General features: G+C 71.8%; 19 protein-coding genes. 11 read left to right on the top strand and 8 right to left on the bottom strand.

Annotation, left to right across the window (positions count from 1 at the left end; all coding sequences use genetic code 11):
* Nucleotides 1-263 (top strand): peptidoglycan-binding protein (locus tag C1J00_RS16625; protein WP_245936371.1); only part of this gene is annotated, 263 nt, incomplete at its 5' end.
* Nucleotides 264-272: 9 nt separating this feature from the next.
* Nucleotides 273-761, top strand: coding sequence for a flavin reductase family protein (locus C1J00_RS16620; RefSeq protein ID WP_102909857.1), 489 nt, complete (start codon nucleotides 273-275; stop codon nucleotides 759-761).
* 306 nt (nucleotides 762-1,067) lie between these two features.
* Here the strand turns inward: C1J00_RS16620 and C1J00_RS16615 are convergent, their stop codons facing one another.
* The 4 genes from C1J00_RS16615 to C1J00_RS16600 all read right to left on the bottom strand — a co-directional run bounded on the left by C1J00_RS16615 (nucleotide 1,068) and on the right by C1J00_RS16600 (nucleotide 5,783).
* On the bottom strand, nucleotides 1,068-3,464 hold the full coding sequence (locus C1J00_RS16615) for a SpoIIE family protein phosphatase (protein ID WP_102909853.1): 2,397 nt from the start codon (nucleotides 3,462-3,464) through the stop codon (nucleotides 1,068-1,070).
* A 99-nt stretch (nucleotides 3,465-3,563) separates the two neighbouring features.
* Nucleotides 3,564-4,127, bottom strand: a complete 564-nt coding sequence (locus C1J00_RS16610) for an antibiotic biosynthesis monooxygenase (protein WP_102909856.1) — start codon at nucleotides 4,125-4,127, stop codon at nucleotides 3,564-3,566.
* Nucleotides 4,128-4,199: 72 nt separating this feature from the next.
* A complete protein-coding gene (locus tag C1J00_RS16605) occupies nucleotides 4,200-4,580 on the bottom strand; it encodes a hypothetical protein (RefSeq protein WP_174569490.1) in 381 nt (126 codons plus the stop codon).
* Nucleotides 4,581-4,865: 285 nt separating this feature from the next.
* Complete coding sequence (locus C1J00_RS16600; protein WP_180989573.1) at nucleotides 4,866-5,783, bottom strand: MurR/RpiR family transcriptional regulator; 918 nt, start codon at nucleotides 5,781-5,783, stop codon at nucleotides 4,866-4,868.
* 155 nt (nucleotides 5,784-5,938) lie between these two features.
* Between C1J00_RS16600 and C1J00_RS45290 the strand changes: the two genes are divergently transcribed.
* Nucleotides 5,939-6,100 (top strand): hypothetical protein, encoded by a 162-nt coding sequence (locus C1J00_RS45290; RefSeq protein WP_180989572.1) that lies wholly within the window; start codon nucleotides 5,939-5,941, stop codon nucleotides 6,098-6,100.
* Between the two features lie 68 nt (nucleotides 6,101-6,168).
* A complete protein-coding gene (locus C1J00_RS16595) occupies nucleotides 6,169-6,570 on the top strand; it encodes a DUF3662 domain-containing protein (RefSeq protein WP_102909851.1) in 402 nt (133 codons plus the stop codon).
* 18 nt (nucleotides 6,571-6,588) lie between these two features.
* Here C1J00_RS16595 and C1J00_RS16590 read toward each other — a convergent pair whose 3' ends face one another.
* The 3 genes from C1J00_RS16590 to C1J00_RS16580 all read right to left on the bottom strand — a co-directional run bounded on the left by C1J00_RS16590 (nucleotide 6,589) and on the right by C1J00_RS16580 (nucleotide 11,243).
* A complete protein-coding gene (locus C1J00_RS16590; RefSeq protein WP_439333407.1) occupies nucleotides 6,589-8,253 on the bottom strand; it encodes a phospholipid carrier-dependent glycosyltransferase in 1,665 nt (554 codons plus the stop codon).
* A gap of 36 nt (nucleotides 8,254-8,289) precedes the next feature.
* Nucleotides 8,290-10,203: a phosphatase PAP2 family protein gene (locus C1J00_RS16585; RefSeq protein ID WP_102909849.1), complete on the bottom strand. Its 1,914-nt coding sequence runs from the start codon at nucleotides 10,201-10,203 to the stop codon at nucleotides 8,290-8,292.
* Nucleotides 10,204-10,343: 140 nt separating this feature from the next.
* On the bottom strand, nucleotides 10,344-11,243 hold the full coding sequence (locus tag C1J00_RS16580; RefSeq protein ID WP_102909848.1) for an N-acetylglucosamine kinase: 900 nt from the start codon (nucleotides 11,241-11,243) through the stop codon (nucleotides 10,344-10,346).
* 272 nt (nucleotides 11,244-11,515) lie between these two features.
* Here C1J00_RS16580 and C1J00_RS16575 point away from each other — a divergent pair, with 272 nt between their 5' ends.
* The 5 genes from C1J00_RS16575 to C1J00_RS16555 all read left to right on the top strand — a co-directional run bounded on the left by C1J00_RS16575 (nucleotide 11,516) and on the right by C1J00_RS16555 (nucleotide 17,905).
* Complete coding sequence (locus tag C1J00_RS16575; protein ID WP_245936370.1) at nucleotides 11,516-12,649, top strand: ROK family protein; 1,134 nt, start codon at nucleotides 11,516-11,518, stop codon at nucleotides 12,647-12,649.
* A gap of 273 nt (nucleotides 12,650-12,922) precedes the next feature.
* The gene (locus C1J00_RS16570) at nucleotides 12,923-14,245 is read left to right on the top strand and encodes an extracellular solute-binding protein (RefSeq protein WP_102909847.1); all 1,323 of its coding nucleotides are present in this window, start codon (nucleotides 12,923-12,925) and stop codon (nucleotides 14,243-14,245) included.
* Between the two features lie 128 nt (nucleotides 14,246-14,373).
* Nucleotides 14,374-15,285, top strand: coding sequence for a carbohydrate ABC transporter permease (locus C1J00_RS16565; protein WP_102909846.1), 912 nt, complete (start codon nucleotides 14,374-14,376; stop codon nucleotides 15,283-15,285).
* The gene (locus C1J00_RS16560; RefSeq protein WP_102909845.1) at nucleotides 15,282-16,181 is read left to right on the top strand and encodes a carbohydrate ABC transporter permease; all 900 of its coding nucleotides are present in this window, start codon (nucleotides 15,282-15,284) and stop codon (nucleotides 16,179-16,181) included. The genes C1J00_RS16565 and C1J00_RS16560 overlap by 4 nt, the downstream gene beginning before the upstream one ends.
* A 2-nt stretch (nucleotides 16,182-16,183) precedes the next feature.
* A complete protein-coding gene (locus tag C1J00_RS16555) occupies nucleotides 16,184-17,905 on the top strand; it encodes a hypothetical protein (RefSeq protein ID WP_102909844.1) in 1,722 nt (573 codons plus the stop codon).
* Here the strand turns inward: C1J00_RS16555 and C1J00_RS16550 are convergent.
* Complete coding sequence (locus C1J00_RS16550; protein WP_102909843.1) at nucleotides 17,888-18,550, bottom strand: nucleoside/nucleotide kinase family protein; 663 nt, start codon at nucleotides 18,548-18,550, stop codon at nucleotides 17,888-17,890. The two genes, C1J00_RS16555 and C1J00_RS16550, sit on opposite strands and share 18 nt — an antisense overlap.
* A 119-nt stretch (nucleotides 18,551-18,669) precedes the next feature.
* Here C1J00_RS16550 and C1J00_RS16545 point away from each other — a divergent pair, with 119 nt between their 5' ends.
* Complete coding sequence (locus C1J00_RS16545) at nucleotides 18,670-19,407, top strand: beta-phosphoglucomutase family hydrolase (protein ID WP_102909842.1); 738 nt, start codon at nucleotides 18,670-18,672, stop codon at nucleotides 19,405-19,407.
* The coding region (locus C1J00_RS16540; protein WP_102909841.1) for a glycoside hydrolase family 65 protein at nucleotides 19,404-21,715 on the top strand (2,312 nt) is incomplete at its 3' end. The genes C1J00_RS16545 and C1J00_RS16540, both read left to right, overlap by 4 nt.

Genomic DNA, 21,715 nt, shown 5'->3' with positions numbered 1-21,715 from the left:
CCACGGCACCCGTGGACCCCGACGGCGCCGGGACGCTGCGCGAGGGAGCCGCCGGCCCGGAGGTGACCGAGCTCCAGCAACGCCTCCTGCGCATCCCGGACGTCTACCGGGACGGCTCCACCAGCGGCCGCTACGACCCCACCCTCACCGCGGCTGTCGCCCGCTTCCAGCTCTGGTACGGCATCCGCGGCGACGAGACCGGCGTGTACGGCAACGACACCCGGGCCGCGCTGGAGTCCCGCACCCCGGCGGGGGCGGGCTGATGTGTGACCATGGCGGGCATGGACGAGTTCGTCGACCGGCTGAACCCCGAGATGTACGTGGTCACAGCCGCCGCGGGCGGTGAACGGGCTGGATGCCTGGTCGGGTTCGCCTCGCAGTGCTCGCTGCGGCCCGTGCGGTTCGTGGTCTGGCTGTCCGAGCTCAACCACACCTTCCGGGTGGCCCGGAACGGGGACGTCCTCGCCGTGCACCTGCTCGGCCGCGAACAGTACGGCCTCGCCGAGCTGTTCGGCGGGGACACCGGTGACCGGACGGACAAGTTCCAGGACCTCAGGCTGCGGGTGGCATACGGCGGGGCCCTGGTCCTGGAGGACGCGCCGGCCTGGTTCGTCGGCCGGATCCTGACCCGTGCGGGCGGCGGCGACCACATCGGCTTCGTCCTCGACCCGGTCGAGTGGGGCGGAAACGAGGCGCACGACGGGCCGTTGCTGCGGCTTTCCGACGCCGTCACCATCGACCCGGGCCACCCGGTCGACTGACGTCGCTCCCCTCATGTCGAACGCCGGGCAAGGGCTCGGGAAAGCGGCGGAACGACGGGCCCACCCGGCGTCATCCTGGGCCGGGGCGACGCACGAGGCGCCCGAACCGCCGCGAACCGAAGGCCACGCCCATGAACGGCTCCCGCATCCCCGGCCTGGTACTGCCCACCCTGTTCCTGCTGGCCCTGCTCGTGGGCCTGTGGTGGTACTGGCGTCACCGCGGTGACTCGTGACGCGGTGACTCGTGACGCGGTGGCTCGTGACGCGGTGGCTCGTGACGCGGTGGCTCGTGAAATGCGGTGCCCCCTACCCGTCCTGCACCCCGGGAACCCGGACGTCCACCACGCACACGTCGTCCCGCCGCTCGTCCGGCAGCATCCGCGCGAGCAACGGCCCCAGCGGCACCGGCCCGTCACCGTGCGGAGCGGCCACCGCCTCGGCGAGCTGCTCCAGACCCAGGTCGATGCTGTCCGGGGGGTGCTCGACCAGGCCGTCGGTGTACAGGATGAGCCGGTCGCCCGGGTCGAGACGGCACTCCGCCTCCTGGTAGGCCGGCGTGGCGGTCGCCCCCAGCAGCATTCCCCTGGGGCGGTTCATATACCGCGCCTCGCCGTCCCGCAGCAGCAGCGGCGGGGGATGCCCCGCCTGGGCCCAGACCAGACGCCGGCGGCGCGGCTCGTAGCGGGCCAGCACCATCGTGGCGGTCGCGTGGGAGTCGCGTGAGTGCAGCAGCAGGGTGTTCAGCCGGGCGAGCGCGCCGGTCAGCGAGGAGCCCGTGATGACCATGCCCTTCGCGGTGAAACGGAGCTGGGCCATCGTGGCCACGGCGTCGACCCCGTGCCCGGCGACATCGCCGACCACCAGCAGCGCGTCCCCGTCGGGCAGTTCGATGGCGCTGAACCAGTCACCTCCGACGTGCACATCCGACTGGGCCGGAAGGTAGGCGACCTCGACGCGCAGCCCGGCCAGGTGCACGGGCCGGTTGGACATGGGCAGCAGCGCGTGCTGGAGCCGGGAGGCCAGGGTCCGCTCGGCCTGGATCACGTCGTGCTGGTTCAGGATCGCCCGCTCGCTCTCGACCAGGGCCAGCTCCGCCCGCCGCCGGGCGGTCATGTCCTGCACGAAGCCGTGCACCTCGACGGGTGTCCCGTACCGGTCGGCCACCGCCTCGGCCACCAGCCGCAGATGCCGGATGCCGCCGCTCGTCCGGATCCGGAACGGAACGTCGAACGCCCGCCCGTCCTGGACCAGTTCACCGATGGCGCGCGTCAGGGCGGGCGTGTCCTCGGGCAGCGCGAGCTCCGGCACTTCCGACAGACCCACCGGGCCGTGCGCCGGGTCCCGGCCGACGAGAGTGAACACCTGGGTCGACCAGGAGGCCTCCTGGGTGTCCAGGTTCCAGTTCGCCCAGCCGAGATTGCCCAGCCGCTGCAGATCCGCCAGCCGCTGCTCCTGTCGGTCGGAGGAGCCGTGCCTGACCCACGAGACGATCAGGGCGTCGTCCATCGGGGCCACCCGCGTCGTGTACACGAACAGCTCGGCGACACCCGCTACGACCTCCTCGTGCGCGAACCGCTGGCCCTCGTACGCCTTCCCGGTGGCCAGCACCTGCAGACAGCCCTGCCACAGCGGCTCTCCCGCCAGGGCCGGCCGCAGCTCCAGAAGCCGCCTCCCGGCCGGTTCCTCACCGGTCCGGCCCAGCAGGTCGCCCACCTGCGCCGTCGCGGCCTCCACTCGGAAGTCCTCGATCTCGCCCGTCGCGGTTCGCAGCGGCGTGAGCAGCATCGCCGCGACCGGCAGCGCCTCGAACAGCGCCTGTGTCGCGTCCGTGGCGGCGTCGGCACCGCGCTCGGGCGGGGTGTCGAAGGCGCGCAGCCGGCCGGTGCACAGTCCGGTGACGCCCCGCAGGTGGGCGCGGTCGCGCGGGGTGAACACCCCGCCCCGGCCGCGCAGCACGCCGACGCAGACCTCCGCCGAGCCCGCGGCGAGCACGGGAAGCCAGGCACGCGAGCGCCACCGGTCGGGAGGGTCGCCGATGAGCAGGTACCGCCGCTCGTCCGCGGCGAAGTCCTCCAGCCAGCGCGGCTCACCCGCCTGCAGTGCGTCCAGCGCCGCCATGCCGGTCAGCGGCGGCACTTGGCACCACTGGGCCGCCAGCTGGTCTTCGATGCCGGCGTGCCCGATCAGCCCGAGCCCGCCGTCGGGCCTGCGGGCGTAGATCAGGACCGCCTCCGCCCCCATGTCGGGGCCGAGATGCTCCAGCAGGCACCGGGCGAGGTCCTGCGGCGTCATCACCCGAACGAGGGCCTGGCCGAGGCGGGCCAGCGCGGCGGTGACGTCGTCCGGCGCGTCCGACTGCTCCAGTGCCTCTGCCCCGGAGCCGGGAGCCTCGACACCGGGCGACCCGCTCGTCCCGGCCCCAGCGGGTGGCGTGGGAGCGAGGGTGCCCAGGGTGATCCAGCACTCCTCCAGCAGGGTGTGGCGGGCGGCCTTGGCCCGCTGGAGCAGCAGTTCACCCGCCGCGTCCGCGGGGCACCCGGTCAGCGCCATCACCGCGCCCTTGGCCCGTTCCACGACAGCAGCCGTGGCCGCCCGGTCGCGCAGCCGGTCCAGTTCGGCGCGCTGCCGGGCGACGATCTTGGCCAGTTCGACCAGGTCCGGTGCGGCACCGGGCTGCGCCGGCGTCACGGGCTCGCTCGTCACGCGTCGAGCATTGCACACCTTGCCCGATTCGAAGACCGGCTTGTGTGCACGGAATGATCGCCCGTACCTGGCGTCACGTCGGCCTCGCCGGACATCGGTTCAGCGGCCGTCGCGCGGATACAGCCACAGGCGCAGGAGCCGGCTGAGTCGTGGCATCACCAGATACGTCAGCACGGGCAGCATGACCAAGGGGAAGACGGCGGCTCGCAGGGGCAGCGGCCAGCCGGTGGTATGGGGCGTCACCAGCCACTGGACGAGCAGGGTGATGGGGTAGGCGCCGAGGAAGGTCGTGAGGACCATCTTCCATCGGGGCGGGGCCTGCACCGTGGTGCCCGGGAGGCTGAACCAGGTCTCCATCCCGGTCGTCGACTGGCGCTCGCTGCTGACCTCGGTGGCGATGTGCTCGATCTGCCGGTGCCAGTGCGCGCGTTCCTCGGACTCCAGCCAGGCGGCGAGCCGGTGCTGATCGGACCAGCGCAGTACCGCGTGGTAGCGGTGGCCGTCCTCGGGCGTCAGCCAGGAGACGCCCTCGTTGCCGGGGAACTGTCTTGCGCAGCGGGTGATGCCCTGCGTCCACTCCTCGAATCGCTGCTCCCGGCCGGGGCGCACCTGCCAGGTCAGGACCGTGGTCACCGGCTCGCGCCGGGCTGTGGTGGTGCTCATCGCGTCACGGGTGCCACGCGCGGCGCCGGTCATGCCCGGCGCCGGTCATGCCGGCGGCTCACGGCTGGCGGCTCACGGCTGGCGGTTGGCCTCCACCAGGGCCTGGGTCACCGCCCGGACGCTGCGCGCGATGTGCTGGAGCTGCATGACCTCGGCCGCGTACAGCTTGATCGTGTGCTCGATGACCCCCTCGTGCAGGCCGAGTCCGGGCAGATCGGCGCGGGCGGTCTGCAGAGCGGTGCGGGCGACCCGGATCTCGTTCTGGACCTGGATCTGGGCGTGCCGGGCCAGGAGGACGGGGTGGCGGATGAACACGGGGTATCCGGCGTAGCGCGTGGGCACCAGCTCGCGCAGCCACTTGGCCGCCGAGCGCTCCCAGTCGTAGCTCCCGGGGGTCTTGACCTGGCAGGGCCAGTCCGGGCTGATGCGCGTGGTGGTCAGGTGCATGATCATCGCTTCCGGGGTGTGCGGCGCCGTGAGGGTGGACGACGGGTCGGGGCGGCCCCGGCCTAGGGGATGGCCGGGGCCGCCGCGAACACCCGGGACGCCGGAGTGGGTAGGACCCGGCTCACGGGTGCGGAACGGATCCGGAACTGCCGGGTCGCGATCCGTGAGCAGTATTTATATATGCCATCCGGTTTGCAAGAAGCATGAAAACATTCATGCGCGCTTTGTTGTGGATGGTCCCCATGTGTGGTCCCCGTGCGTGATCCCCATGGGTGGTCCGCCGCGTGCCGCTCAGTCCCGGAGGAAGAACTGGTGCTGGTCGGCGAGCTGCTCGTACTCCTCCAGCCGCGCCTGCGTCCGCTCAGGATCCGCGTCCGTCATCGCCTGCAACAGTGCCGAGCACATCACGCCCGGGGCCGCGTAGGAGTCGAAGACCAGGCGTGACCCGGTCCCGAGGGCGAAGACGACGTCCGCCTCGTCCGCGAGCGGCCCGAGCGCCAGATCGGTGATCAGCGCGACCTTGAGCCCGGCGCCCCGGGCGACCCGCACGGCCGTCAGGGTCTCCTGCGCGTGCCGGGGCAAGGAGAACGCCAGCACCCACGTACCACCCGCCTCACGCGACTGCAGCAGCGCGTCGTAGGCGACGCTGCCGCCTCGCGTCACGAGCCGTACGTCCGGATGGATCCGGCGGGCGGCGTAGGCGAAGTACTCGGCGAGGGAGACGGAGATCCGCAGCCCGAGGACCGTCAGGGGAGCGGACGAGGAGAGCTTGCGGCCGACGTCGATGACCGCGCCCGGGTCGGCCAGGTCGCGCCGCAGGTTCTCCAGGTTCTCGATCTCGGCGTCGACCGCCGCCTGCAGTTCATTGCCGCGCAACTCCTCGGCCGGGCCGACGGCGAGGGTGCCCAGCGCGATCGACTGGAGCTTCTCCCGCAGCGCCGGGTAACCACTGAAGCCGACCGCCGAGGCGAACCGCGTCACCGACGGCTGGCTGACCCCGGCCCGGTCCGCGAGATCCGTGATCGACAGGAACGCGGCCTCGGTGATGTGCTCGATCAGGTACTGCGCGATGCGCCGCTGCCCCGGGGACAGCCGGGGGCGGTCGAAAAGGGCCCTGAGCTGGGCGGACGGGGAGACCTCCGCTTCGGGGGCGGCCTTCCCCGAGGTGATCGCGGATGCCTGTGCGCGTGCCTGCTGCGGCGATGGCACCGGTGCGCCTCCTTCGTCTCCCACGGACGTTCAACATAGCTCACGCACTTGGTGACCAGGGCTTCTTCGAACTGCATGAGCTGCCCGGCCGGGGGTTACCCGTACGCCGGGCGGGAACCCGCCGCCGCACACGACCCCAGAGAGGAGCCGCCGTCATGACCGTCCCTGAGGAGAACCGTCCCAAGACGGAGACCACGGACGAACTGCTGGAACACCAGGACGACCACCGCTCCGGGCAGCCGGGCGCGACCGGCCGCACGATGCGCGAGGCCCTGGAAGAGGCCGAGGTGCGTCCCGACGACTACGACGACCGCTAGGGAGTGCCCCCCGGGGCACCTCCGGCACCCCCGATCGAATCGACGACGCTTCCGGCAGGTGAGACGGCATGGGCGCGCTGAGTGCGCTGGAACAGACCCTGGAGAACCGTTGGGACGCGCTGTGGGCGCGGCTCCTCGACAAGGAACCCGTCGAGGTCCTCGACGCCCTGCGACGCGCATGCGACGACAACGCCGTCGTGTGCCGTGAGGGTCGCGTCATGGTCCCCAACGCCTACGACGTGGAACTGCCCGACGACGTTCACGACCACCTGACCCGCGCCGGCACCGACGTGGGCCAGGCACTCACCGACAGCCTGTGCCGCCACGCGGAGCGCCGCGGTTACGAATTCGCCGGCCCGTTGGCCGTGCACGTGGCGAGGTGCCCCGACGTGCCCAACGGCCGCTACCGGGTGGCCGGCCGGGTCATGGAGCACGTGAGCGCGGACGGGTTCTTCTACGCGACCCACTGACGTCGCGCGCCACCGCGCTCAGCGGCGATACAGCCTGATCGAGTGCCCGACGTCATCCACGGGGCGGCTGTCGCCGATCAGTTCGGCCAGCCGCCCCGTGGCCTTCGCGGCCGCCGAGTCCGACACGGCCAGCAGTCCGCGCACCTCACCGACCGGTACCCGCCGAGGATCGGAGGATTCGATGCCGTAGAAGGACGGCACACCACTGCCCTTGTACACGAGCCACACCCGCTCGCCCGGATACCGCTCACGGAGCCGGTCCGCGAGCCGTCCGAGGTCCTGCCCCCAGTCGACGTTCGAGTCGTGCAGCCACTCCCGGGTCCTGCCCGGCCCCCCGAACGCCTCGTTGGAGTACGGGAGATAGTAGGGATACGCCCGCACCGAACTGACGGCGGCGAACGCCACCAGCACGGCCACCCCCGCGGAGACCCACCGCCGCCGCGCCGCGAGCACACACCCCGCCGCCACCGCGAGGAACAACGGCAGGAACACGGCGTACCGCGTCCCGAAATCCCGTGCCCCCTGCATGGCCGCCGCCAGCAGCACCAGGGGAACGGCCAGCACACCGGGCGCGGCAGGCCGCAGCCGCCGTACCGCGACAAGGGCGGCGGCACCCGCGGCCCACAGCACGAGCGTCCCCAACGGCGTCTTCACCAGCAGCGCGGCCGGCAGGTAGTACCAGAGCGAGCCGTCGTACAGCCGCCCGAACAGAAACCCCTGCCACGGCCGGTTCTCCAGCCCGAACTGCACCCGCATCCCGTCCCGGTAGGCCTCCGGGAACGGCATCGATCCCACCAGCAGCCCCCGCAGCCCGCGCACCACCGGCACATGCTGTTCCGGAGCCCAGCGCAGCCGCGGATCGACCATCAGATACGTGACCCACACGACGGCGACCGCGACCAGGACCACACCACCGGCCGCCGTCACGGCCCGGCGCCGGCCTCCTTCGGAGGACCGCCACACGGACACCGCGGCCAGCGCCGTCAGCACCGGGACAGCGGGCAGTGTGCTCATCTTCGTGGCCAGCGCGGCGCCGAGCGCCACTCCCGCGAGCGGCACGTACAGCAGCGGTCTCCGGCCCGCCCGCCACGCCAGCCACGCCGATGTCAGCACGAACCCGGCGGCCGGTACGTCGAGCGTGGCGAGGGAGCCGTGGGCGATGACGTCGGGGGAGAAGCAGTACAGCGCGAGCGCGGTCAACCCCGCTGCGAGCCCTGCCAGTTCACGGGCGAAGGCGAACACCACCAGCCCGAACGACAGGGTCAGCGCGATCACCGGAAGCCGGGCCCAGAGCATCAGCCGCCATGGATCGTTGCCCGACTCGTACAGCAGATGCCGGCCCGACCGCCCCTGGTCCCCGGCGAAGGCCGGGTCGATGTGCGGCTCCGCGAGAGCGACCCCCGCGCCGATGACCAATTTGCCGAGCGGCGGATGCTCGGGGTTGTGCCGCAGCCGGTGCTCGCGCACGTACTGGGCGGCCGCGCCCACGTACACCGGTTCGTCGATCGTCGGGGTCTGCCGCACGGCGGTCGTGACCATCGCGAAGGCCATCGGGGCGAGCAGCACACCTACGAGGAGCGGCACCGGCCACCGTCTGCCGGGCCGGTGCGCGCCGGCCACCGGTGCCGGGGGCGGGAGCGACACCGGCCGGGGTACGGCGGGAGCGATCCGGAGGTCCCTCATGGGCCCACTCTGCATCAGCCCCCGCCGTAGAAAGCGCTACCGCCTCACGAGTCGCACCGACAGACCGTCAGCCGTGTGGACGGGCACGGCCCGCAGCGTCTCCGAGTCCAGCTCGACCCGGTCGAACCGGCCGCGCAGCTGCGCGGCGGACAGGACAGGAACGGTCGTCCCCGCGACCGGCGGCCGCTCGGTGTCGAGCCGCAGCGACAGCACGCTGCCCCGGCCCAGCAGGACCCGCCGGCTCACCGTGAGGGCGGGGCCGTGGTTCCTGCGGAGCAGCAGCTCCAGCGTCGACTCCCCGTCCTGGACGTACGAGCCGCGCACCCGCAGCACCCTGTCCGCGCGCAGCGTGCCGCCGGTGACGCGGACGTCGCCCTCGCCCAGGGCGTTCGGCGCCCCGGCGACCAGCACGCCGTCCTCGACGACGGTCCCGCCGTGATAGCGGTTGTGGCCCGTCAGGGTGAGCGTGCCCGAGCCGCGCTTGGTCAGACCGCCGTCGCCCTCGATGACGTTGCGCCAGCTGTCGTCCGCGTGGAAGCCACCGGCCGCCGCGTCCAGCGTCACGGTGACGTCCCGGTCGAACGCGCCGTAGCCGTCCGCCGCGGCGAAGAGGTTCAGCCGGCCCCACTGCTCGAAACCGTCCAGCAGGACGTACCCGGAGGGCAGCGCGGTCGTCCGCAGTACCTCGCGCCGCTGGGCCGCGGTCAGATACGGAAGCCGCGTCTCCAGCAGGACCTCCGCGCCCTTCGGCACGGTGAGCGGGTCCTTGCGGCCCCGGCGCGGCAGGACGTACGTCAACCGGTGCCCGACCGTGCGCGCGTTGGCCTCGCGGTCGGCGTAGACGTCGTCGGCGTCCGAGTGTGCGTAGTCGTACAGGGTGTCCGCCGTCGTGCCGGTCTTCTCGGTGAAGTAGGCGAGGGCCTGGGCGCGGGCCGCCGCCTTGAGCTCCGCGTTCGCCGGGTCGGCCAGCGCCGCGGCGGTCAGGGCGGTGGCCATGACCCGGCCGCCGATGACGTCCACGGTGGAGTGCATGCCCGACATGATCCGGGTGTGGCTGAGCTCGAACGCCCGCGTCACCAGCTCCTGGAAACGCTCGGGCACCGCGTAGGCGTAGGCCAGAGCCGCCAGATGGAAGGCGTTGGTGTGGCCGCTCGGGAAACCGCCGTCCTCCTCAGGGTCCTCGGAGCGCTGGCGCAGCAGCTGCGGGGCCACGACCACGTCCGAGTCGTACACCGGGTAGCCGAGGGCGTCCTTCTTCCCGGTGTCGACGACCTCGCTGTCCTCGTTCATCCGCCACGGACGCGGGTACTGAAAGGAGAACTTGGCCGGGTTGCCCGAGGCGAACGGTCCGCGCACGGTGTCGACCAGCTTGGCCACCTTGCCGAGCTCCGAGTCGTAGGAGCCCGCGCCGAGCGCGGATCCGGCCGGGGCGTCGGCGGGCAGGGTGTCGCTGATCTTCCCGGGGGGCGTGCCGTCCGGGGCGGTGGTGATCGACGTGACCGCCTTGGCGCCGGACGTGTACAGGCCGGCGAGCGGGCCCAGGCCGTCGATCATGGCGTAGCTCTGGTGCCGGCGGTCGTAGAGGAAGGCCTCCTTCGCCTGCGCCTCGGTGCGGGACCTCGTGATCCGGGCGCAGTAGCGCATGTTGGCCCGCAGCACCTCACGGTCCAGGACGCGGCCGGTGTCCCAGGCGCCGCCGGTCTTCCACACCTGTGCCATGCCGCCCAGGATCCGGACGACGGCATTGGTCTCCGGGGTCTGGTTCGCGACGACGTTCGACCGGTAGTCGTCGACGAACGCGGCGGGAGCGGTGGCGGCCTTGGCGTCCGCGGCGGCCAGCCACCCGACGAGAGTCGGCGCGGCGACCAGCGCGGCCGAGCCGCCCAGGGAGGTTCGGAGGAAACCCCTCCGGTTCAGGGTGGGGGAGTGGTGCGCGGCGGATGACGGCATGGGTGTGCCTCTCTTCAGTTCTGCGGCCGTTCGGCCGGGTGAAGTCGTGCGATCCTGCCTGATGCGAAGGCCGAGTGGTGTCCCGTCGACGAGGGGGCGACGGCCCGGACGTGTCCCGTGGGTGAACGCTTGACCCCGGCTCACAGGAGCGACCGTGCCAGTGCCACCGCACCCTCGACCGGTGGCACCCGCAGGGGCCTGGCGCGGGCCGTGGGCAGCGTCTCGGCCAGGGCGAGGGAGAGCGCGTCGAACAGCTCGGGCTGGGACAGCACCGTGCCGCCCGCGACGACCACGTCGTCGACCGCCACCCCGCGCGCGGCGAGCCCGGTGACCAGCGCGGCCAGCGCCCAACCCGCCTCGTCGATCACGGTCCGGGCGAGCGCGGAGCCGTCGGCCGACGCCGCGAAGACGACGGGAGCGTGGCGGCCCCACTCGGCGGAGACGTCCGTGGCCCTCTCCAGAGCCGCGCCGAGCGCGGGGACTTCGGGCACGTCGAACGCGGCGATGAGCCCGCGCGCGAGCGCGTCGGGCAGTTCCCCGCGGTCGTGGGCCGCCCACACGGCACGTGCCGCCTCCCGGACGAGACCGGCGCCGCCGCCCTCGTCGCCGAGGACCGCGCCCCAGCCACCCACCTGGACGGCGGTACCGTCGGGCAGCCGCCCCACCGCCACCGAGCCGGTGCCGGCGACCAGGCCGACACCCTTGTCGAGTCCGGCCGCGGGGACCAGCAGCTGCGCATCGCCCACCACCAGCGCGGGCGCGTCGAAGTGCAGCTGGAGAGCGGCGCGGATCTGCGCGCACTGACGTGGGGTTTCGCAGGCATGTCCGCCGACGGCCACGACGGACGGGCGGGCGCCTGCCGGAAGCGCGTCGGCGGCCAGCGCGGCCAGCCACGCGGCGGCCGCCACCGGGTCGTGCGGCCGCCAGCCGCTGCTCGCACGGACGTGGTCGGCCACGAGGGCGTCGCCCGCGAGCGCGCGAAGGTGCGTCTTGGTGCCGCCCACGTCGATACCGACCACGAGGGGCGCGAAGTCCTGCACGGGATCTCCATCGTCGTTGCGCTGTGCTGCGACGGCGGGCGAACCGTGCCTGACGGACGGGCAGTTGAATGACTAGGGAAGCCCCGGGACGGGCTTCTGGCGGAGCACGGCAGGCGAGTACCGTGTACTTCGTTAGGAAGTTAACTAACGAAGTAGAGTGCGTCAAGAGGAATGCCTTCGCCGCGTCCCGTGGAGACGACCCGAGACGATCCGAGACGATCGACCCGGGAGCGCGGCCCGTTACCCGTGTGGGGGATCTGTTGGAACCTGACGTGGCAAGAGCCCCCCGCCTGACCGAGAGCGCGGGCGCGGTGTTCGCCGTACTGGCCGGGGCCGGCCGGGCGACCCGGCCGCAGCTCGCGAGTCTCGCGGGCCTGTCGAAGCCGACCGTGTCCGCCGCCGTCGCGGAACTGGAGGGCGTCCGGCTCGCCGCCCACTCCGGCACGGCCTCCAGCGGCACGGGACGCAACGCCGCCGTCTACCGCCTCGGGCCGGCCGCAGGGGCCGTGCTCGCCGTCGACCTCGGCCCCGCCCTCACCAGGGTCCGCGGCTGCGCCCTGGACGGCTCGCTGCTCGCCGAGGCAACCGGCTCCCGGGCGGGCGCCGCCGACGTGGTGCGCGAGGCGCTCGACGCACTGCCCGCCGACGCCCCGCTGCGGACCATCGTCGTCGCCGTCGGTGACGTCACCGCGCCGCGCAAGGAGGGCGCCGGTATGCGTCCGGCGACCGCCAAGGCAGGTCCCGTCTTCGACGCCGTGGCCGTCGCGCTGCCGCCGGACGTCCCCGTCCACCTGGAGAACAACGTCAACTGCGCCGCCCTCGCCGAGCTGCACGAAGGTGCCGCACGGGGCCGGAACACCTTCGGCTACCTGCGCATCGGCGTGGGTATCGGTCTCGGCATCGTCGTCGGCGGACAGGTGCTGAGCGGAGCGAACGGCGCGGCCGGTGAGCTGGCCCGGCTGCCCTACCCGTGGGACGACGGCCGCGAGCCCCGCCATGAGGCCCTGGAGGAGTACATCGGCGCACGCTCCCTGCTGCGGCGCGCGGCCGAGGCCTGGCCGGACACCGACGGACCGTGCCCCGGCACCGCCGAGCAGCTCTTCGCCCTCGCCGGACAGGGCCGTGCGGCCGCCCGCGCCGTCGTCGACCGCCATGCCGTGGACGTGGGCCGGCTGGCCGCCGCCGTGACCGCGGTGCTGGACCCGGGGCTGGTCGTGCTGGGGGGCAGTACCGGCGCGTACCCGCAGCTCCTGCACGGTGTACGGGCCGAGCTCGCCCGGCTGAGCTGGCCCACCGAAGTCGTCAGCAGCACGGTCGGCGATCTCGGCACCGTCGTGGGCGCCGCCCGGCTGGCGGTCTCCCGAGGAGTCCAAACCGTGACCGAGTCCGCGGGGGTGAAGGATTGACGGCCTCGGACTCGATCTGCCAATGTCCGGACAAGCGCTTTCTAGTCGGCCGGGACGCCGACTCCGGGTGAGCCTCCCGCTCGTACGCGAAGTACGGCAGCCGCACGAGGGCGAGCTTGTGCGACACCGGCCGTCATGGCCGGGGGCACCACCCGTCAAGGCGACGCGGCCGGGCGAGGCCGTGCCCCCGGAAAGCCAAATCTCCTTCACAATGCACCCGTGCCGCCTCGGCTGGCGCCGTGCTTCCTCCGCTACGACGAAAAGGGATCGAAGATGATCAGTGTGGGTGTGCGGCGCTCCCGCCGGCTCGGCCGCGGCGGCATACGCCGCGTTGTTCCCCTCGCTGCCGTGGCCACGGCAGGTGCCCTTCTGCTCTCCGCCTGCGGATCGGGCGGCGACTCGGGCGGGACGTCCAAGTCGCTGACGTTCTGGATCTCCACGGTTCCGGGGCAGGACGCGGGCTGGAAGAAGATGGTGGCGCAGTACAAGAAGGAAACCGGCGTCACCGTCAAGCTCGTCAACATTCCCTACGACGGCTACGACGCGAAGCTGCGCAACGCGGCGCAGGCGAACTCCCTGCCCGACGTGGCGGCGGTGCCGAAGCTCGACCCGATCTGGGCGAACAAGCTGATCGACCTCAGCTCCATCGCCAACAAGAAGAGCAACAAGATCAACAAGAACTTCATCGCCAAGGATTCGTCCGGGAAGGTCCTGTCCATCCCCTCGGACATCACCGCCTCCGGCCTGTTCATCAACGAGACGCTGTTCAAGAAGGCCGGCGTCTCCGTCCCGGCCTCGCCCCAGAAGACCTGGACCTGGACCGAATTCGTCAAGGCGGCGGACGAGGTCCGGGAGAAGACCGGCGCCAAGTACTCCCTCACGTTCGACCAGTCGCCCTCCCGGCTCCGCGCCATGGTGTACGAGCTCGGCGGGAAGTACGTCCACGCGGACTCCTCCGGCAAGTTCTCGGTGGACGGCGCGACCAAGAAGGCCGTGAAGCGCTTCGTCGAGATGAACGACGACAAGACCATGCCGAAGTCGGTGTGGACCAGCGGCGCCGACCCGTCGGCCATGTTCCAGAGCGGTGACGTGGTCGCCTACTGGTCCGGCGTGTGGCAGGTGCCCGCCTTCGCGGAGAGCATCAAGAAGTTCGACTGGGCGAGCGTCCCCACCCCCGCCGAGCCGGTGCAGGCCAGCGACGTCAACAGCGGCGGCATGACCGTGGGCTTCAACAACAACGGCGACGCGTCCGCCGCCGCGACGAAGTTCCTGTCCTGGCTGTACGAGCCGGCCCACTACCAGGCGCTGTGCGAGGCGTCCGGGTTCCTGCCCGTCGAGAGCGGTCTGAACCCGAAGTACCCCTTCAAGTCCGAGGCGGCGCAGGCGGCGTTCAAGCTGTACAACGAGTCGATCCCGCTGTACGCCCCGATCTCCGGCTACTTCAACACCGCGCAGACGAACTGGGTGCTGAAGGGCAAGAGCCTCACCGAGGACCCGACCAAGACGGAGCTCGGCAAGGCGATCAACGGCCAGCAGTCGGTCGACAAGGCGCTGGACAACATCGTGGCCGGCTACAACCAGCAGGTCGGCGGCTGAGCACAGGCCGACAGGCCCGGGCGGCGGGCGTCGAGACACCGCCGCCCGGGCCTCGAGGACCTCCATACGATGCCGGGCTCATGGCCTGAGCCCCCAGGAACCCATTCCACCAGCACGGAGTCAGGAAGATGACCAAACGCGCCCCGGACGTGTCCGCGAGCCCGCCCAGGAGCCGCAGCAAGTACACCCTTGCGCCGCTCGTCCTCATCGCGGCCAACGTCGTGCTCTTCGCGCTGTTCTTCGTCTGGCCGGCGGTGATCGGGCTGGTCTACTCCTTCACGAACTACACGGGCATAGGGGCGTTCCAGTTCGTCGGCCTGGACAATTACCAGAACCTGTTCGGGGACTCCACCTTCTTCGACGCGCTGACCCGGACGCTGCTGTACACCGTGCTCTTCGTCCCGCTGAACTTCGTGTTCTCCCTGCTCATCGCCAACGTGCTGGTCAGCAAGCACGCCAAGGGCGTGTCGGTCGCCCGGGTCTTCTTCTTCATCCCGTGGCTGCTGTCGCCCATCGTCGTGGGTGTCCTGTGGCGGTGGCTGTTCGGTGAGAACTTCGGACTGGTCAACTACCTCATCGAGAAGGTCGGCGGAAGTGCCGTTCCGTGGCAGTCGAACGCGGACCTGTCGCTGATGGTCGTGGTGGTGGCGGCATCCTGGGCCTGGACGGGCTTCTCGATGCTGCTGTTCATCGCGGCGATCAAGAACGTACCGACGTCGTACTACGAGGCGGCCGCGCTCGACGGCGCCGGTCCGTGGCGCCAGTTCTTCAGCATCACCCTGCCGAGCATCGCGCCCACGTCCTTCATCGTCATCCTGCTCAACACGATCCACGGGATGAAGGAATACCCGCTGTTCGCCTCCCTCAACAACGGCGGCCCCGGAACGTCGAACAACCTGCTTGTCCAGTACATCTACCAGACCGGCTTCAAAGCGGGCCAGATCGGCTACGCGAGCGCCGCGTCGTTCGTGCTCATGCTCATCCTGATGGCCGTCGCGATCATCCAGCTGATGGTCAACCGACGGGTGGAGAACCGATGACAACCACAGACATGCCGCGCAAGGCCGACGCCGATTCCGCACGGGCCGTCTCCAGGAAGCGGCCCCGCGCGGTCGGCGGCGGGCTTCGGCGCGCGGTGCCCGCGACGACACTGCTGTGGGTCCTGGCGGCCATCTACGGGCTGCCGGTGCTGTGGTTCGTCCTCAGCTCCTTCAAGCCGGCGGGAGACCTGTTCTCCCTCCCGCTGACGATCCTTCCGCACGACCCCAGCGTGTCGGGCTACAAGGCGGCGTGGGACAGCGCCAACTTCTCCCAGTACTTCATCAACACGACCATCGTGTGCCTGATCGCGACGATCCTCACGGTGGGAGTCAGCTGCTGCACCGGGTACGCGCTGGCCAAGTACGACAACAAGTGGCTCAAGGTCTTCTTCATCGGCATCCTGGCCACCACGATGCTGCCGTCCGAGGTCATGCTCGCCCCGCAGTTCCTGGTGGTCCGCGACCTCGGCCTCTACAACTCGCTCGCCGGCATCATCGTCCCCGCCGTGCTCACCGCGACCGGGTGCTTCATGTTCCGCCAGTTCTTCCTGACGGTCCCCGACGAGCTCATCGAGGCCGCCCGCATCGACGGCGCCCGCGAACTCTCGATCTTCCTACGGATCATGGTGCCGATCTCCCGGCCCATCATGCTGACGCTCGCCATCCTGTCGTTCCAGTGGCGGTGGAACGACTACATCTGGCCGCTGCTGATGCTCAACGACCCCGAGAAGTTCACCGTGCAGATCGGCATCCAGAGCCTCGTCGGGGCGCAGAACATCAACTGGTCGGTGGTGCTCGGCGGATCGGTCATCTCCATGATCCCCCTGATCGTCGTCTTCCTGGTGTTCCAGCGCTACGTCATGAACGCCGACATCAACGCCGGACTGAAGGACTGACCTTGCCCACCCCGCTCGACCACGAGTTCGTCCGCGCGGTGGCCCGCGCCGCCGACCGGCCGGCCGTCCCGCTGGCGGCCGGCCCCGACGACGAACCCGCCGGTGTTCCCCACCGCGCCCTGGCACGCCGGGTGAAGACTTTGATCGCCGCGTACCGGTCCCCGGACTCGGCACTGCACGGCAGCAGCCGGGCCGTCGCCGCCGCGGCGACCCACCTGCGCGCCCTGCGTGCCGCGCAGACGGCCACCGGCCTCTTCGCCGGCGGCGACAACGTGCAGTCACCGCCGGACTCCGGATTCACCGTCAACGACGTGTGCGACGCGCACGTCCTCGCCGCCGGCGCGGGGCCGGAACTGCGTGACGTCACGGCCACGCTCGCCGAGATCGCCCGCGCCGCCTCCGGCAGTCTCCTGACCGGTGGGGTGCACACCCCGAACCACCGCTGGGAGCTCTGCGCCGCGCTGGCCCGGCTGCACCGGTCGTTCCCCGACGACCGGCTGCTCGACCGCGTCGAGGAGTGGCTGGCCGAGGGCGTCGACATCGACGCGGAGGGCCTGTACTCGGAACGGAGCGCCAACTACGCGGTCCACGTGTCCAACCCCTCGCTGCTGCTGCTGGCCGGTGTGCTCGGCCGCGCCGACCTGCTGGACGCCGTCGAACGCAATCTCGCCGCCACCCTGGACCTCATCAGGCCGGACGGCACGGTGGAGACCGTCCACTCGCGCCGGCAGGACCAGAACCACCCGTTCCCGCTGGCGCCCTACCTGCCGCACTACCGGCTGCTCGCGATCCGCACCGGCCGGGGCGACTTCAGCCGGGCGGCGGGGCTGGCGGCCGCCGGCGGCATCGACGACCCCGACCTGCTCGCCGAGACCCTCCTCACCCCGGACCTGACCCGCGTCCTGCCGGCACCGGCCGCGGAGCCACTGCCGCGCGACCGGTACCTCACCACCGCGCGCCTCGCCGCACGCGCCTCCGCCACCGCCCACACGGTGGTGTACGGCGGCTCCGACGTGCCCGAGCACCGGCGCATCCGCTCGGGCCTCGCCTGCAATCCCACCTTCCTGCGGCTGTTCGCCGGCGACGCGGTCCTCGACGCGGTGCGCCTCGCACGGGGATTCTTCGACCTGGGCCCCTTCCGCGCCGCCGCGATGCGACAGTCCGCCGACAACCGGTATCAGCTCACCGAAACCCTGACGGCCGCCTACTACCAGCCGCTGTCGACGGCCCGGCGACGGGACGACGGCGCCTACCGGATGGCGGACGAAGGACGCTTCTCGGCCGCGATGGCCTTCCCGGACCGGCCTCGCAACGAGGTCTCCCACACGACCGGCATCGAGGTGGACCTGAGGGAGGACGGTGCCGACCTGCGGATCGACCTCAGCGGCCCACGAGTGCCCTGGGCCCTCGAACTGACCTTCCGGCCGGGTGGCGTGCTCGAGGGCGCCGTACCGATCGGCGACGGACGCTGGTGCCTGGCGTCCGGGCCGGCGACGTACCGGGTCGGTGACGACGAGATCCGGATCGAGGCCGGCGTCGAGGCGGGCGAACCGCTGGCCGGGCCGGAACGGAGCGACGTGCTGCGGTACGACCCGGGGCAGGACTACACCGTGGTGGGCGGCACCGACGCGACGACCGGGACCCGCCTCTACATCGGTGGACAGGGCCCCCATACCCTCACCGTCGCGCTGCGCGCCCGCCGGCCCTCAGGGACGCGGGCCTGACCCCGCGCTGATCGCCCCGACCGGCACCACCAGGTCTGCCCGCCCCCGGGTCGCCGCGACCAGCTCGGCGTTGTGCTCGTCCGAGCGGGCGACCCAGGCCACCGCCTCCTCGTGCGTCTTGCCGAACCGCTCGTGGCGGGCGACCAGTCGGCGGACGCGCTCCCGCTCGGGCAGTTCGCAGAACCACGCCTCGTCGAGGAGGGGGCGGACACGGGGCCAGTGACCGGTGGCCAGGAGCAGGTAGTTGCCCTCCGTGACGACCAGACGGGCCGTCGGGGGCACCGGAATCGCGCCCGTGACCGGCTGCTCCAGGACGCGCTCGAAGCCGGGGGCGTACACGACGTCACCGGGTTCCTCGCGCAGCCGCCGCAGCAGGGCCGCGTACCCGGCCGCGTCGAACGTGTCGGGCGCGCCCTTGCGGTCCCGCAGGCCGAGGCGCTCCAGTTCGGCGTCGGCGAGGTGGAAGCCGTCCATGGGGACGTGCGCGACCCAGGGGTCACCGGCGCCGTTCAACTCCCGCACCAGGCGCTCGGCGAGCGTCGACTTGCCCGCGCCGGGGCTGCCCGCGATACCGAGGATCGCACGCCGGCCGCCCCGGGGCAGGGCCCGGGCGCGGTGCAGGAGGTCGTCGAAGGCGAGTGGCACAAAGAGAGTCTGCCACCCGCGTCAGGACTGGAGCGCCGCAAGGCCCCCACCTCTCGCGCCCCCTGCATGTGGCGTGCGCCACTCACTGGAACATCGCCCTGCGGGGAAACCGGTCCTGTATGACGCAGCTCGGTCTTCCCGCAGACATCCACGCCTGTCTCTTCGACCTCGACGGCGTCGTCACCAAGACGGCCGTCGTGCACGCGGCCGCCTGGAAGGAGATGTTCGACGCCTTCCTGCGCGAGCGCGACGGCGCGGACTTCCGGCCGTTCGAGGCGGCGGACTACGACGAGTACGTCGACGGGCGACCACGCGCCGACGGGGTGCGCACCTTCCTCGCCTCCCGCGGCATCGAACTGCCCGACGGCGCCCCCGAGGACCCGCCGGGCGCCGGGACCGTGCACGGACTGGGCAACCGCAAGAACGAACTGGTCCTGGAGAAGATCCGCACCGACGGCGTCGAGGCCTACGACGGAACCCTGCGCTATCTGGAGGCCGTCCGGGCCCACGGGCTCAGCACCGCGATCGTCTCCTCCAGCGCGAACTGCCGTGACGTGCTCCGCTCGATCGGCGCCGAGCACTTCTTCGACGTACGCGTCGACGGTGTGGTCGCCGCCGAGCGCAAACTGCCCGGCAAACCGCACCCCGACACGTTCCTCGCCGCCGCCGCGGACCTCGGCGTCGAGCCGTCCGAAGCGGCCGTCTTCGAGGACGCCCTGGCCGGTATGGACGCGGGCCGCGCGGGCCGTTTCGGCTACGTCGTGGGGGTCGACCGGGTCGGGCAGACCGACGCGCTGTACCGGCACGGCGCCGACATCGTGGTGCAGGACCTCGCCGAACTGGGGGACACGCAGTGATCACACAGCGGGCGTACGGCGTCGAGCCCTGGACCGTACGCGAGACGGCTGTCAACCTCGACCTCCTGGCGCAGAGCGAGTCCGTGTTCGCCCTGTCCAACGGCCACATCGGCTGGCGCGGCAACCTCGACGAGGGCGAACCGCACGGCCTGCCCGGCTCCTACCTCAACGGCGTTCACGAAGTGCACCCCCTGCCGTACGCCGAGGCCGGATACGGCTACCCGGAGTCCGGCCAGACCTCCATCAACGTCACCAACGGCAAGGTGCTGCGGCTGCTGGTCGACGACGAGCCCTTCGACCTGCGCTACGGGCGTCTCGTCACGCATGAGCGGACCCTCGACCTGCGGCGGGGAGTCCTGGAACGGGTCTGCGAATGGACCTCACCGGCCGGCTCCACCGTCCGGGTGCGCTCCACGCGGCTGGTGTCCCTCACCCAGCGCGCGATAGCCGCCGTGGCGTACGAGGTGGAGCCCGTCGACAGCCGGACGCGTGTGGTCGTCCAGTCGGAACTCGTCGCCAACGAGAGCCTGCCCGAGCCGGACGGCGACCCGCGCGCCGCCAAGGCGCTGAAGTCGCCGCTGGAGCCGGAGGAGGACTACGCCTCGGGCAGCCGGCTGCGCCTGGTCCACCGCACCCGCCGCAGCGGCCTGAGGGTCGCCGTGGCCGCCGACCACACGGTCACCGGCCCGGAACGGACCACCACGAGCAGCGAGAGCAACGTGGACGTGTCCCGGCTGACCATCACCTCCGTGCTGGAACCGGGGGAGCGGCTGCGCGTGGAGAAGCTGGTCGCGCACGGCTGGTCCGGCGTCCGTTCCCGGCCCGCCATGAGCGACCAGGTCGAGGCGGCCCTGGCCGCGGCCGGGCACAGCGGCTGGCAGGGGCTCCTGGAGGATCAGCGGGCCTACCTCGACGACTTCTGGGCGCGGGCCGACGTCGAGATCGACGGCGACGAGGAGATCCAGCAGGCCGTCCGCTTCGCCCTCTTCCACGTCCTCCAGGCCGGTGCCCGCGCCGAACAGCGCGCCATCCCCGCCAAGGGTCTCACCGGCTCCGGCTACGACGGCCACGCCTTCTGGGACACCGAGGCGTTCGTGCTGCCGCTGCTGACCTACACCGCGCCGAAGTCCGCCGCGGAGGCCCTGCGCTGGCGCCTCGACACGCTGCCCGCCGCCCGCGAGCGCGCCGCCCAACTCGGCCTGCGGGGCGCGGCGTTCCCCTGGCGCACCATCGAGGGCTCGGAGGGCTCGGCCTACTGGCCGGCGGGCACGGCGGCCTTCCACGTGGGCGCCGACATCGCCGACGCCGTCGTGCGGTACGTGGCCGTCACCGGCGACGAGGCCTTCGAACGCGAGGTCGGCGTGGAACTGCTGGTGGAGACGGCCCGCCTGTGGCGCTCCCTCGGCCACCACGACGACCGCGGCACCTTCCACATCGACGGCGTCACCGGACCGGACGAGTACAGCGCCATCGCCGACGACAACACGTACACCAACCTGATGGCCCGGGCGAACCTGCTGGCCGCCGCCGACGCCTGCAAACGCCACCCCGACGAGGCCGCGCGGCTCGGCGCCGACGAGGAGGAGATGGCCGCCTGGCGGGACGCCGCCGAGGCCATGAACGTGCCCTGCAACGAGGAACTCGGCGTGCACGAGCAGCACGCCGGCTTCACCCGCTACCAGCGCTGGGACTTCGCGAACACCGGCGCGGACCAGTACCCCCTGATGCTCCACTTCCCCTACTTCGACCTGTACCGCAAGCAGGTCGTCAAGCAGGCGGACCTGGTGCTGGCCATGTACACCTGCGGCAGTTTCTTCGAGGAGTACTTCGACGAGGAGCAGATCGCCCGCAACTTCGCCTACTACGAGCCGCTGACGGTCCGCGACTCCTCACTGTCCGCCTGCGTCCAGGCCGTCATGGCCGTCCGGTCCGGTCATCTCGACCTGGCCGCCGACTACACCGCCGAGGCCGCGCTGATGGACCTCGGAGACCTGGAGCGCAACACCCGCGACGGACTGCACATCGCCTCGCTGGCCGGCACCTGGATGGCGCTGGTCGCCGGGTTCGGCGGCATGCGGTGCAACGACGGCGCCCTGCGGTTCGCGCCCCGCCTTCCCGAGCGGTACAGCCGGCTCGCCTTCCGGGTGAGCTTCCTCGGCCGGTGTCTGCGCGTGGAACTGACCGCCGACCGGGCCACGTACACCCTGAACTCCGGCCTGCCCCTGACCATCCGGCACCACGGCACCGAGTTCACGGTGAGCGAGGACGCCCCCGTCTCCCGGCCCATCCCCGAGCTGACTCACCGCCC

Origin of the sequence: Streptomyces cahuitamycinicus (genome assembly GCF_002891435.1) — a bacterium.
Lineage (GTDB): Bacteria > Actinomycetota > Actinomycetes > Streptomycetales > Streptomycetaceae > Streptomyces > Streptomyces cahuitamycinicus.
This window is presented reverse-complemented; position numbering and strand designations above follow the sequence as displayed.